At 33.5% G+C, this 13021-nt stretch carries 12 protein-coding genes; 7 read left to right on the top strand and 5 right to left on the bottom strand.

What is annotated here, in order from left to right:
* Nucleotides 1-206: 206 nt before the first annotated feature.
* The 5 genes from ASF10_RS18215 (at nt 207) to ASF10_RS18190 (ending at nt 5219) form a co-directional block, all read left to right on the top strand.
* Nucleotides 207-1814, top strand: a complete 1608-nt coding sequence (locus ASF10_RS18215) for a class I SAM-dependent methyltransferase (RefSeq protein WP_056252135.1) — start codon at nt 207-209, stop codon at nt 1812-1814.
* A 579-nt stretch (nt 1815-2393) separates the two neighbouring features.
* Nucleotides 2394-2573, top strand: a complete 180-nt coding sequence (locus ASF10_RS18205; protein ID WP_056252129.1) for a hypothetical protein — start codon at nt 2394-2396, stop codon at nt 2571-2573.
* 72 nt (nt 2574-2645) lie between these two features.
* Entirely contained in the window at nt 2646-3590 is a 945-nt protein-coding gene (locus tag ASF10_RS18200) for a DUF6895 family protein (RefSeq protein WP_131726555.1), read from the top strand.
* A gap of 3 nt (nt 3591-3593) precedes the next feature.
* Complete coding sequence (locus ASF10_RS18195) at nt 3594-4454, top strand: hypothetical protein (protein WP_056252123.1); 861 nt, start codon at nt 3594-3596, stop codon at nt 4452-4454.
* A gap of 3 nt (nt 4455-4457) precedes the next feature.
* Nucleotides 4458-5219, top strand: coding sequence for a phytanoyl-CoA dioxygenase family protein (locus tag ASF10_RS18190; protein WP_056252120.1), 762 nt, complete (start codon nt 4458-4460; stop codon nt 5217-5219).
* 76 nt (nt 5220-5295) lie between these two features.
* Here ASF10_RS18190 and ASF10_RS18185 read toward each other — a convergent pair whose 3' ends face one another.
* Nucleotides 5296-8241 (bottom strand): Ig-like domain-containing protein, encoded by a 2946-nt coding sequence (locus ASF10_RS18185; protein ID WP_056252117.1) that lies wholly within the window; start codon nt 8239-8241, stop codon nt 5296-5298.
* A 377-nt stretch (nt 8242-8618) separates the two neighbouring features.
* The gene (locus ASF10_RS18180; RefSeq protein WP_056252290.1) at nt 8619-8990 is read right to left on the bottom strand and encodes a winged helix-turn-helix transcriptional regulator; all 372 of its coding nucleotides are present in this window, start codon (nt 8988-8990) and stop codon (nt 8619-8621) included.
* Nucleotides 8991-9143: 153 nt separating this feature from the next.
* Here ASF10_RS18180 and ASF10_RS18175 point away from each other — a divergent pair, with 153 nt between their 5' ends.
* Nucleotides 9144-9749 carry an FMN-dependent NADH-azoreductase gene (locus tag ASF10_RS18175; protein WP_056252115.1) on the top strand — a complete coding sequence of 202 codons (606 nt, stop codon included), beginning with the start codon at nt 9144-9146 and terminating at the stop codon, nt 9747-9749.
* Between the two features lie 77 nt (nt 9750-9826).
* Here the strand turns inward: ASF10_RS18175 and ASF10_RS18170 are convergent, their stop codons facing one another.
* The 3 genes from ASF10_RS18170 to ASF10_RS18160 all read right to left on the bottom strand — a co-directional run bounded on the left by ASF10_RS18170 (nt 9827) and on the right by ASF10_RS18160 (nt 11578).
* Nucleotides 9827-10279 (bottom strand): hypothetical protein, encoded by a 453-nt coding sequence (locus ASF10_RS18170; RefSeq protein WP_055092683.1) that lies wholly within the window; start codon nt 10277-10279, stop codon nt 9827-9829.
* Nucleotides 10280-10456: 177 nt separating this feature from the next.
* Nucleotides 10457-11092: a hypothetical protein gene (locus ASF10_RS18165; RefSeq protein ID WP_056252111.1), complete on the bottom strand. Its 636-nt coding sequence runs from the start codon at nt 11090-11092 to the stop codon at nt 10457-10459.
* Nucleotides 11093-11383: 291 nt separating this feature from the next.
* A complete protein-coding gene (locus ASF10_RS18160; RefSeq protein WP_056252107.1) occupies nt 11384-11578 on the bottom strand; it encodes a hypothetical protein in 195 nt (64 codons plus the stop codon).
* A 190-nt stretch (nt 11579-11768) separates the two neighbouring features.
* On the opposite strand from ASF10_RS18160, the gene ASF10_RS18155 reads away from it, so the two are divergent.
* Nucleotides 11769-12989: a DUF763 domain-containing protein gene (locus tag ASF10_RS18155; protein WP_056252104.1), complete on the top strand. Its 1221-nt coding sequence runs from the start codon at nt 11769-11771 to the stop codon at nt 12987-12989.
* The last annotated feature ends 32 nt before the right edge of the window (nt 12990-13021 follow it).

Genomic DNA, 13021 nt, shown 5'->3' with positions numbered 1-13021 from the left:
TAATAAAGTGTTTTCTCTATAGGATTTTAAAATGAAAAAATTCATATTATCAGATATTTTAAAAAAACTATCTTTATAGTAATTAAACTTTTTAGCAAATTAAATTTTTAAACTTATAAAGATAAATCGTAGTATTTAGACACAACAAGACCAATAAGTCTTCTGTTACGAAAAAGTACTATTTATCAAACTTTCATTTTAATACTATGACCGATAAATCACAGCTCCGAAGTTCTATTTTCAGACATCTCGACGGACTTGCTGTTGCGCCAGTTGCGATAGCACTTAAAAATAATGCAGTTTTAGAGTTTATCTTAAACAAAAAGCAAGTACAATTAGCAGAACTTACAACTGTTTTTAAAGCAAATGAAGGGTATCTGAATGTTGGTTTGAGAATTTTGGCATCTCAGGGATTTTTAGAATATGAAGTCGATAATAAAACACAGGAAATTACAATTTCAATAAATGAAAAAACAGAAATTGCCTTTTCGATGTTTCATCTCTATGAAGATGTTGTCGAGTTACTACAGTTTTCTCTACAATTTCATCCACGTCTTTTTGAAGATGAACCGTTTGAAAAACTGAATCGTATTTTCGAAAAATATAAAAACAGATACGGAATCCAGCCTTCTGCTGATATCCTGACAAACAGTATTCAGGAACAGGTTTTAAAACATATCGAAGGATATTTGATTGGGCCTACAATTGTGCGATTGGCGATGAAAGGAATGTTTCACAAATATTTTATGGAAACTTCTTTTAAGCCGGAAGAGTTTCATAAATCTCCTGAAAATTTCAAAAAAATACTAGACTTTTTTACGCATCTGGGTTGGTTTCTGGAAAAAAACGGCAATTATCAATTTACAGAAACGGGTTTGTTTTTTGCAAAAAGAGCCAGTGCATACGGCGTTACAGTATCATATTTGCCAACATTTGCCAGAATTCAGGAATTAATTTTTGGCGATCCCGCTACATTAAGAATGGTGCCTGATGGTGAAAACGAAATTCATGTTGATCGCGAAATGAATGTTTGGGGAAGCGGTGGTGCCCACGATACGTATTTTAAAGTGGTAGATGAGATTATCGTAAAACTTTTTAACCTGCCAATCGAAGAACAGCCCAAAGGAATCCTGGATATGGGTTGTGGAAATGGCGCTTTCCTGCAGCATATTTTTGAAGTTATTGACAGACAGACTTTACGAGGAAAAATGCTCGACGAATATCCCTTGTTTCTCGTTGGGGCAGATTACAATCAGGCGGCGCTAAAAGTAACCAGAGCCAATCTTATAAAAGCAGATATTTGGGCAAAAGTCATTTGGGGAGATATTGGGCGTCCGGATGTTTTGTCTGACGATTTGAGAGAAAATTACAATATCGACCTGAAAGATCTGCTTAATGTAAGGACTTTTTTAGATCACAATAGAATTTGGCAGGATCCCAAACACATCAACAAAGACAGAATCAGTCAATCTACGGGTGCATTTGCTTATAGAGGAAAAAGAATCAGCAACAATCTGGTAGAAGATAATCTTCTGGAACATTTGCAAAGATGGTCGCCTTATGTTCGCAAATTTGGTTTGCTCTTAATAGAATTGCATACTATAAATCCAAAACTTGCTGCCGGCAATTTAGGAAAAACTCCTGCAACAGCTTACGATGCAACGCACGGTTTCTCTGACCAGTATATCGTTGAGATTGATGTCTTTAATAATATCGCTGCAGAAGCCGGATTATTTCCGGACAAATCAATATTCAAAAGATTTCCGGATGCTGATATTGCTACGGTAAGTATCAATTTATTAAAAGGAAATTGAATCACTAATTCCAATTAGAAAGCATTTGCCAGTCATACATTATAGACACTAAGTAACAAAAGCCAAATCTCTTGATCTGGCTTTTTTTATACAATTAAACAAGCTATAATTAATAAATACATTCACTGGTCTTTTCTTCTCTTCAACATATTCTCGATAGCTTAATATAAATCTAGACTCGGAATAAACTTCTTCAAAATAATTAGCTTGAGATAACATTGCTTTTCCACTCCTTATTGTAATATTTTGAATATCAGTTAATTTAATTTTACACCGTAAAAATAAACTCACAAAAAAAACTCGTAACATGAATTTCCTTTCTCATGTATAAAAAACCAGTTTTCGTGACTTTTTATCGCTGTAAAACACTACAAATAAGTAGCTTTATAATAGAAATATAAAACTATTCTCATTTACTTATGCTATTATTTCAAAATAATACTTCAAAGATAAAATGAAATATATCAAAGCATTATAAAGTTATAATATAAAAACAGTGGAGTTCAGAAACCACTATAAAAACGGGGTGAAATCTGAAAAACCTTATGAGTAGGAAAAAACAATTAAAGTTTAGAAATCATGAGCAAAGAAATTAAAATCACTAAAGAAGAAATTCTTAGTCAGTTGAAAAAAGAAGGTGTAACAAATTTAGATGAATTTGCAAACTTCTTAGTTAAAAAAACCCATAAAGATGGTGATGCTAACGGGCCTGTAGTTAACAGCGCAATCGTCTACCAACATGGTTTTGTAAGTCATTAACTACCTACTAATGAGTGAGAAATAAAAATCTCACTCATTATTTTTTTCTTTTCCCTAAATCTAAATAACATCATGAATAAACTTTTTAATAATAGTGATCGGGATAATATGCTCGAAGGAGTTTTAGATTGGCTTGACTCTAACATGGATAAATTTCAAACACCTGTTGAAGATTCTATCGTGGGTATTCCACCGGAAAATATTAAAGCTGATTTATCAAGAAAAGCATTAATCGAGTTAGGACTAGCTTTAAGACTTGCGCAACGATCTTCTGTTTTAAGGAAACATCCTAAAATTGAAAAACTAAAAGAAGCTTGGATTTCTATTGTTTACAGTCAGAATTTTTTCTTTGATTCCAGACGAAGAATCCAATTGTTTCCACATAGAGTTGTTGCCTGTTCTGTACTTAAATCTTTTGGAATCAATGAGCAGGAAGTTTCAAATGATTTACAAACTGTTTTAGACAGAGGCTATCTGGATCGTATTGAACGAAGTGCCTGGGATAAATTGGACATGAAATATTATATTGAAGCTTGCGATTTAAAACATTCTTTCTCAAACAATTACGACTTATTATTAAATTCTTCACTTATAAATCTTCCTAAATTGTCTTATATCCAAAACATGGATTTATATGGTTTAACGCACCTTTTATTTCACTTTTCAGATTTTGGATCAGTAGATATGAAACAATTTTTAGGAGTGCATTATAAAGATGTTCAAAAATATGTTGATTTATCGACGTCTATGTCTATAATAAAACAAGACTGGGATTTGACTGCCGAATTATTAATTAATCAATTTTGTCTGCGAAAACAATTTACAGAAATAGATCGCGATATTGCTTCAACATTGTGCAAAAGTCAGCAAACAAGCGGCTTTATTCCTGGTAGAGATTGGGTAAAACAAAGACAAGATGGTAAATCATTAGAAGAAAACTTACCTCTTTTTGATGATGTTTATCATCCTACAATTGTGACTTTAATATTGCTGGATTGCGAATTTATTAATAATTGATTTATGGAAAAGTCTATCAAAAAAATCACCGAAAAATTATATAACTGGATCCGTTCAAATAATGGTATACAACAATCGGATAATGTAATTAAAGTTCTGGCTCTACTCAAATTAATTACTTTAATCGATAGAAACAGGAATGAAGACGAAATAAAATTCATCCAAAACTTTATTAGAAATAATAATCCAATTGACTATCGTTCAGAAAGTTTATTTAATTGCATTTTAGCAAATTCTTTAATACTGGATTTTGGCAGTATTGGTCAGATAGAAGCTCCTTTAGAATATTCTTCCATTTTATACGAAATCAAAGATGCTAATCCAAATTCCGTAAATGGAGTGTTATTAAATTGCGTTTTTGAGGATGATAATGATAAAAATGAAATCTCTTCGCTTAATTTTAAAATTCCAATGTTTGAGCTGGATATCATAAAAATGATAAATGATGTTCTTACTCAAATAGAAATGAAATCAAAATTCGGAACCTGTGAAGTCGAATATAATCCTGTATTTAATAGCAAAATTGAAGGAATGGCCATACATGCCATGAGATTATATGATCTGGAATTAGTAATGAGAAGTTTGCGAGCTTTAAATTATTTAGAATGTAAAGAATCACTTGCAATTCAAACAGGACTAGATTTTATACTACATCAACAATGTACGGATGGTAGTTTTGGAGATTTTGAAACTGCATTTTCTGAAGTAAAAAATGAAGCCAACGGAGAAATTACTATACTCCAAATAAAACTAGAAACAGCTATTCAGGTTTTATGGACGCTTTATGAATTAACCAAAGATAAAAATAATTTAATATCCCGAATATTTAATTCTCATAAACATTTTAATCAAATAAAAACTTGAATTATGTTAACAGCTAATCAAATAGAACAATTTAAAAAAGATGGAGTTTTAATTATAAAAGATTTTTTTGTTCAGGAGGAAATCGCTGAATGGAAAAAACAAGTATTAAACTATTTTCAGAATCCGGTTTCTGATGAAGATTGGTTTAATTCTTTGAAGAACATCCCTTCAAGCCAATTTTTTCTGAAAAATGAACCATTGCCAACACTACATTACAAAATGAAAAGCTTATATGATTGTCTGTCCGATAGTATTTTATGGCACGGTGAAAATGAAGTTGTAGCAAGATCCCCGGATAATGACGCAGAATGGTTAGGTGCAAGAGCGCCGCATCTTGATTTTCCGGTTTATGATGCAATTCGAACTTTAGTAAATTCTGTTTTTTATTTATCTGATGTCACAGAGTTTGGCGGACCATTTATGTACTGGCCTGGAAGTCATATCACTTCCTGGGATTATTTTAAGGAAAATCCACAAGATTATATGGCTCAGGGCGTTCTTAGCCAAGACATGATATTTGCTAATATAAAAAACAGGGTTTCAAGCGAAGCCGTTCCTTTTTTTGGTAAAGCAGGAGATTTAATGCTTTGGCACTCCTTGATTTTGCACTCGGCATCTGTAAATAAATCAGATTCAGCAAGACTTGCATTAATTGGAAGATGGGGAAATAAACTAAATGGAGGAGAAAATCATTTTAACTTTGATACCAATATCTGGGATTATTTAGACCTCAAAACATCTAAAGAATCAGAATTACAACTGTAATACTATTTATTAAAAAGAAAATAAAAAATGCCAGATCAAAAGTCTGGCATTTTCTGTTTTTTAAATATTTAAAGAATTATTTAACGATCAGTTTTTTAGAAACATTAAAATCATTAGAACTAATCGTAACAACATATATTCCCGATGCTAATTCATGATTAATTTTTGAAGATACAGTCAGTTTTTTTACCAGAACCTTTCTTCCGTTTATATCAATAACTGATACTGTTGCGATATCACCTGTTTCTAATTCCGGCAGGGTAATATTAAACTCATTATTGGTTGCAGGATTTGGATAAATACTAACCTGAGAATTTTCAACTGTTACTTCCGCTTCATTTGCATTGATTCTTTTGGAAGCCGAAACAGTTTGAAATTGCCATTGCGCGCTTTCCCAATTGTTTTGAGCGCCGGAGTATTGAGCAGAACCATTTAGGTTTTCGATATGAATCATGCTTCCGGTTTGCCATCTGTTTTTGATTCTCACCCAGGTAGCATCAACATTTTCATTTGACCATTGTGCGCTGTACCAGCCAGATGATCCGGCTGTACATTGTACTGCTCCTGTTAAGTTTTCGATATGCATAATATCTCCTGTACCTACATTTTGCAGTATAAAATAAGTGGCATCAACGGCTACTTTTTGCCATTTATAGTTATTATTTGCAACGGTTGCACCATATCCTACATTTGCACCGGCATCATATAAATAATTATTTGTCCACTTGTTTTTAATGGTAAAATAGTTTCCGGTTGCCGTACTCACGGTAATTGAAGCCGTACTTGTTTTATTTCCGTCTACAGTTGTTACTGTAATTGTTGCAGTTCCGTTGCCGATTGCTGTAACTAAACCTGCACTATTAACCGTTGCTACGCCAGTATTGTTAGAAGCATAACTTACTGATTTATTTGTGGCATTAGACGGTAGAATTGTTGGTGTTAATTGTTGTGTTCCGCCCACAGCTAATGATACTGATGTTGGGTTAAGACTCACACTTGTTACCGCCACATTTGATGTATTTACCGTAATTACAGAAGTCGCTGTTTTTGCACCATCTTGTGTTGTTACCGTTATTGTTGCAGATCCTGAGCCAATTGCCGTTACAAAACCTGAACCATTTACGGTTGCAACGCCTGTATTATTAGAACTATAGGATACGTTTTTGTTTGTAGCATTTGCAGGAGCAATTGATGGCGTTAATTGTTGTGTTGAACCAGCACTTAATGTAGCTGTTGCCGGTGTAACGGTAACTCCTGTAACCGGAACTGATGTGCTTGAACAATTACTGCCTGGTGTCCAGGAAAATGTACCAATTGCACTGGTTTCTTCATTACTGGTTGCATTACCGCCTCTATTCGAGTAATTCATATTGCAATATGTACCATTTCCGGCTGGAGAACCTGCTATAAGTACAAAAAAACCTCTGCCCCAATTTCTGTTTAATGCATTATTGTTTGGATATTCTTTCCCAGTTCCGTTAACGGTTATGTCTTTAAAACTAAGATTATAAATACCATCTCCTGATCTTTTGCTTATAGAAATTGCATCGTTTCTTGAATCCAGAATATCGATATTATAAAGCTGAACATTTTTTACCTGAGATCCTGCATTAGTCGCGCTAAAAATATCTACTGCAGCTACCGGATTATTGTACGTATCATTAAACGTTCCGCATGTTGATACTGTGATATCGTGAATTTCATGCATTCCGTCATTGTTAAATGGTGCTCCGGGAAAATTATTGCTAACTCTGATTCCAGCTTCCAGATTGTCTTTTATAATTAGATTATAAGCTTTGTTGTTTTTTCCGCCATAAATAGCAAGACCACAAGCACGCCAGCAATTTTCTGAAGTGTTGTATCTAAACGTATTGTTGATACATTCCTGTCCGTCTGCAGACCAGATTGCCTGATCGTCATCACCGTTATTTCTAAAATTGCAATGCTCTACAATTGAATTTGCAGTTCCTTTGCAAAGATTAATTCCGTCAGCATAATTATTTCTAAAACGGCAATGCGATACTGTAAATCCATCTGCAATTGCTGGTCCGCCAACATTGTATTGTGCAATCCAGGCGCCACATTCAAAATGTTCTGCCCAAATATTTCTCACGGTTGAACCCGAAGTAAAAACGCCATTTATAGCTTTATAAGAATTACTTCTGGATGCTGAATTGGTTGTTAAATAAAGATCCGTAAACGAGATATTACTTGCATTTGCACGCAATCCTCCGTTACCGCTGCTGTTATTCGTAAAATTAATTTGGGTATACCACATTCCCGCACCCACTAATGAAGTATTTGCAGTGCCAAAATACAATTCTCTGTTCACGTTAAAAACTCCGCTTGGTACGTATATTTTTTTACCGCCGTTTGCATCAATAAAAGTCTGAAGATCACTTCCGTTTCCGGTATACGTCACAGAACCCGCCGGAGCTGAAATACTTGCCGGAACTGGTTCCATCTCTGCAAAGTCCAGATGAATATTTCCGCTTTCTCTCACCAGTCTTAACGTTCCTGATGCAGCAATTTTTGACGGAAGTTTATAGCGAACTTCGTCAAATCGCATTCTTGGGTTTTGATTCGTAATTCCGTTATTATTAGGATTTCCGTTACTCCATAAATATTCCCACGACCAGTTTGCAGTCAAAGTAAGAGTTGTAATTTTTGTACTGCCGTTATACACGCCCAAAGTCGCCGTTTGTCCGTCAGGAACACTGTATCGAATCACAAGTCCATCGGCAGCTTCTGTAAGTGTCCATTGTACCGTAGCATTTGCAGTAGACATGTTTACACATTGCTGGTCAGATGCTTCTGATTGAAGATCAGACTGAACATATGATTTTGAAGTAGTGGTACTTCCGTTAGACAATTGACCTAAGTTTGCCTCATATCTTTTATAAGGTGCATCATAATAGCCACGCTGTGCGTGTAGATTTGTGGTTAAGAGGATGAAAAACATCCACATTAAAAGACAATATTTGCCTCTTTTAAAAAAAATAGCATGTAATGGATTATTCATAATTTCGGTTTTATAGATTAGTTAATTCCTACAAATAGGACATAACGAAACTAGACTTAAAAACGAAACTAAAAAAAAGGTGCTGTAAAAATCAAGATTGAAACAGTTGCTTTATTATCGTAAATAACTAATAATCAATAATCTATAATTCACAAGCAATTAAAAAATCAAGAATTAATATAGATAAGAAACTGATATTTAAGCCAAAAAGAATACGAATATTAAAAAAATTAACATCATTTATAAAGACATTCTTTTTTTTTATATCTAATAATGAAAAATTCATTTTATGATATCGAATTTTAGAAGATTATCAAATGAATTACTAAAATTGATTCGGGTTAAAATTTAAATTCTTTATCGAAAGTTGTGTAAGATTATTTTCTCATGCTTTCTTTGACTTTTTCCCTGTGTAATTCTCCCCAATTGCTAAGTTCACGTATCACACTTTTCAACGTTCGGCTATATTCAGTTGCTTCATATATAATGCTAACCGGAGTTGTTGGATAAACAGTACGTTTAATAAAGTCATTTAATTCGAGATCTTTAAGCTCTTTTGCTAAAATTTTTGGCGAAATGCCTTCGATCTCTTTTTTTATTTCATTAAAACGTTTAGGAGACTGAATGATACTAAGAATTAAGGCAATCTTCCATTTCCCGTTTAAAACATAGAGCGCATCTATAATATTTCTAAGAGATCCTGCACATTCATCCTTGGTAGGAAGCTCTTGTTCTTCAATTGTTTTCATGGCAGTAAAGATACAAAGTTTCCTAAAAGTAACTGATTTCCTTTTGGAAACCGCTGTCTTTTGCACCCTTCTCAACTGTAACTTTGCTTTAGATAAAACCCTATTTCTAATAATTATCAGCGTATAAAAAGTAAAATTTAAAACATCTAAATTATGAAACACATACTTCATGTAATGTCCAGTATTCAGCCCAAAGAATCTTATAGTATTCAACTGGGGAAATCTATTATTGAAAAAATCGAGGAAAAATATCCCAATAGTTCAGTTGCCGAATTAAATCTGACGGATCTGGATATTCCGCATCTTAATCCCGAATCACTTCGTAAATTATTTGCTCCGGCTGATTTTCTGAGTACAGAAGAATTAGAATCTGTTACATTTTCTAATAATTTGATTCAGCAATTAACAGCAGCAGATATAATTGTTATTGGCGCGCCGCTTTATAACTTTACTATTCCATCTACATTAAAAGCCTGGATTGATCATATTACAAGACCCGGAATAACTTTTGGATATGGAGAAGACGGCAGGCCAACAGGTTTAATAACAGGCAAAAAAGTATATGTTGCCATGTCTTCCGGCGGTGTATATTCTGAAGGTGCGGGAAAGGCAAATGATTTTGTAGTTCCTTATCTGCAGGCTTTTTTAGGATTTCTGGGTATGACGAATCTTACCGCATTTCGTGCAGAAGGATTAAAAGTTCCTGAATTAAAAGAAAATGCTATGAGTAAAGCTATTAATAGCATAACAATAGATTAGTTTTCTTTAATTCCTGAATATAAAAAAACCTCCAGAATCAAATGATTTTAGAGGTTTTAATTTTTTAAAATATACGATTACATTTCGTTCAATTCGTTGAACTCGTGTAAAGATTTTAATGTATTTTCGTAAAATAAGATTGCTGCAATAAGATTTCCTTTATCAGAATATGGCATCATTTTTCTTTGAAACTCTACTGTAGTATCTAAGAAAGTTGTAGTACCAACTGCTTGTGCATCTAATACTTTTTTGTGCTCACTGTCGTCCGGAATACCTAAATCTGCCATCGTAACACCTGGTTTAGTAACCAAAGCGATGTAAGGAAGAGTTTTCACTAACACTTTAATACGTTCAATGTATAGTTCCAAAAGTTCTCCTTTTTGCATACCACTTAATTCTTTTTGATCATGGTATTTGCGGATAAGAGCTGTCGTACTGATAATACTTCTTGGAGCATTTTTTGCCTGTGCCGAAATTGCTCCGGTTGTAAGGAAAAAAAGGATACTTAGTAAAATAATTTTGCTGTTCATTTTCTTAATGTAATTGGTTGTTGATAAAAACAAAAATATATAAATTAACTTAAATTGCAAGTTTATTGATTTCTTTTTTTTGAAAAATTTTAACAGTTCGTATAGTGCCATTCTATTGGCCTGTAGCGGCAAAATAATGCAATCTTCTTTAAAAAAGAATCATTATTAAGATTTAATCTACGTTTTGATTATCCTAAAACGTCCCGGATATTTTATCCAAATACTTTTTTTGTTGCCATAATAGTCCATAAAGTCTTCGCAAACAAAAACTGCATGTGCTGTTGACCATGCTACAACTCCGCAAAATTCACTTCCTGATTCCCGCTTTAATTTTTGTATTTGCTTGCCTTCTTTAAAGCCTAAATATTTATAAATAGTTGGCGTATATACCGTACCATCTTCTAAATCTTCGAGTGCTTTGTCAAAAGTTGATTTTTTATCAATAATCTGTTTGTATTTTGCCATCACGGCATAAGTCATTACGGCATAATCTGTTATTTTTTCGCTTTCGCAATTGTCTTTAATATAGACAAAACCAGCAGAAAATTTAGCTTTTTCGATTTCCGAATTTTTAAGATTAAATGATGCGTTATTCTTTAATGTTATTTTATACAAACTGTCGTTTACGGTTTCGGTTACAAAAAGATTGTCTAATCCATAAACATTCAAAGCTGCCTTAATAAATGCAATTGAGGAACAATTTGTACGTTCTCCTTGTTTAAAGCTTTCAAATATTTGATCTGAGCTCAGTTGTGCATAAGAAGTGCTGCAAATAAAAATGAAAAATAAAAATGTTGAAGTAACAGTTTTCATTGTCTTTAGATTTTATAATTTTTCTCCAGTATTTTTTGGAAATATATTGATTTTACAAATCTATAAAAATCAGTCCATACTTGTCTTTTTAGTTCTTAACTTTTATTAAAAATTATAAAGGGCGCTAAAACACAAGGGTTGTAACCGTATAATGACTTAATTATTTTCTAAATAAAAAAAAGTCCGTAAGAAAATTAACATTGTTTCCTGAACTGCTAACACATGAGAAGCTCGTAAACTTAAACCAAATAAAAACGTCCCAAATTCTAAAATTTGGGACGTTTCTATTTTTTACTTTTTTTCTTCGTTGTTAAGCTTATCATCTAAATCAGGTTGTTCACCTTTAAATTTATGAGTGTCAACATCATAATTCTCATCGTTTGTTAAAACTTCATCATGATCTTTATATTGATGTTTTCTCATGTCACTACGAGTATCAGAACCACTTTTCTTAGTGTTATTCTGATTTTGATTGTTTGTGTTCATATCTGTAAGTTTTAATTTTAATAAAATTACTTAATTACTAAGACGATCGCTTATACAATCACTTCTAAAAGTTATAAAATATCCCTTATCCATTGCTTATTTCACCCATTAATTCCTGATTTAAAATAGATTGAATCCTGTTGAACCGTTAAGCGTATTTTCCTTATTTTTGTGTAAATAAATCCAACAGATGAAACGTTCCGGCACAGCAGATCTTCCATTACATTATGGGCATGTTCCTTTATGGCTTTCAGAACGAATGTCTAAACTTGGCTTTGCCATTGTAGAAACAATTGCCTTAGAATTTTCTACTTCAGAAGTAATAAGCAAATTAAGCAATCCTTTTTGGTTTCAGAGTTTTGGCGCTGTAATGGGTATGGACTGGCATTCGTCCGGCATTACAACTTCGGTACTTGGTGCATTAAAAAGATCCGTAAACCCGCATTCAAAAGAACTTGGAATATACATTTGCGGAGGCAAAGGAAAAAATTCTATGCTCACACCTCAGGAACTTTTATTTGTAGGAGAAAAAACTGGTCTTGACGGTAACAATCTTGCCAATTGCAGCAGACTTACCGCTAAAGTGGATAATACAGCGATTCAGGACGGATTTCAATTATACCAGCATAATTTTATTGTCGACAATAAAGGACAATGGGCTGTTATCCAGCAAGGAATGAACCCTAACTCTCAGACTGCAAGAAGGTATCACTGGCATTCAGCAGATTTAAAATCTTTTATAAATGAACCGCATACGTTTATTTATGGTGAAAATCAGGGTACAATATTAAATCTTACCGCTCAGGCAGCCACAAAATCCCGGGAAGGCATTTTGGAATTATCAAAAGAATCTCCCACAAAAATCATGAAGGAGATGCAGTATCTTTCTATGCCGGCGCATCACGATGTAAGAATGGAAGATGTAAACATGAAAAGACTTGGCGCAATGCTCTGGACCACGCATGAAAATAAACCGGAAGATTTTGAAGAACTGCTTCTTTTAAAAGGAATGGGACCAAGAGCTTTGCAATCTCTGGCATTGGTGAGCGAAATAATTTACGGTACGCCTACCCGATTCGAAGATCCTGCGCGTTTTTCATTTGCTCACGGAGGAAAAGACGGACATCCGTTTCCTGTTCCTGTAAAAATATATGATGAAACTATCGACACTTTGCAAAGAGCAATTCAAAGGGCAAAAATTGGTAATAGTGACAAAATACACGCGATTCAGAAATTATCTGAAATCTCACGAAAAGCCGAGGAAAGTTTTACGCCTAATACGAACTTCGATGCCTTAATTCAAAGAGAACGTGATGAATCGCATAAATATGGCGGAAGAACTATTTTTGGAGATGCCAAACCTCCCAAAAAAAGACCTATAAATCCGGGAAATCAGCTGGAATTATTTTAACTTAGTAAGTAATTCAGCTTAAATTAAATCTT

Origin of the sequence: Flavobacterium sp. Leaf82 (assembly GCF_001422725.1) — a bacterium.
Lineage (GTDB): Bacteria > Bacteroidota > Bacteroidia > Flavobacteriales > Flavobacteriaceae > Flavobacterium.
The sequence above is the reverse complement of the archived record's forward strand: the minus strand, read 5'-3'. Positions and strand labels throughout refer to the sequence as shown.

Coding starts and splice junctions, on each gene's coding strand:
- ASF10_RS18215 (WP_056252135.1), top strand. CDS start 207: ATGACCGATAAATCACAGCTCCGAAGTTCTATTTTCAGACATCTCGAC.
- ASF10_RS18205 (WP_056252129.1), top strand. CDS start 2,394: ATGAGCAAAGAAATTAAAATCACTAAAGAAGAAATTCTTAGTCAGTTG.
- ASF10_RS18200 (WP_131726555.1), top strand. CDS start 2,646: ATGAATAAACTTTTTAATAATAGTGATCGGGATAATATGCTCGAAGGA.
- ASF10_RS18195 (WP_056252123.1), top strand. CDS start 3,594: ATGGAAAAGTCTATCAAAAAAATCACCGAAAAATTATATAACTGGATC.
- ASF10_RS18190 (WP_056252120.1), top strand. CDS start 4,458: ATGTTAACAGCTAATCAAATAGAACAATTTAAAAAAGATGGAGTTTTA.
- ASF10_RS18185 (WP_056252117.1), bottom strand. CDS start 8,241: ATGAATAATCCATTACATGCTATTTTTTTTAAAAGAGGCAAATATTGT.
- ASF10_RS18180 (WP_056252290.1), bottom strand. CDS start 8,990: ATGAAAACAATTGAAGAACAAGAGCTTCCTACCAAGGATGAATGTGCA.
- ASF10_RS18175 (WP_056252115.1), top strand. CDS start 9,144: ATGAAACACATACTTCATGTAATGTCCAGTATTCAGCCCAAAGAATCT.
- ASF10_RS18170 (WP_055092683.1), bottom strand. CDS start 10,279: ATGAACAGCAAAATTATTTTACTAAGTATCCTTTTTTTCCTTACAACC.
- ASF10_RS18165 (WP_056252111.1), bottom strand. CDS start 11,092: ATGAAAACTGTTACTTCAACATTTTTATTTTTCATTTTTATTTGCAGC.
- ASF10_RS18160 (WP_056252107.1), bottom strand. CDS start 11,578: ATGAACACAAACAATCAAAATCAGAATAACACTAAGAAAAGTGGTTCT.
- ASF10_RS18155 (WP_056252104.1), top strand. CDS start 11,769: ATGAAACGTTCCGGCACAGCAGATCTTCCATTACATTATGGGCATGTT.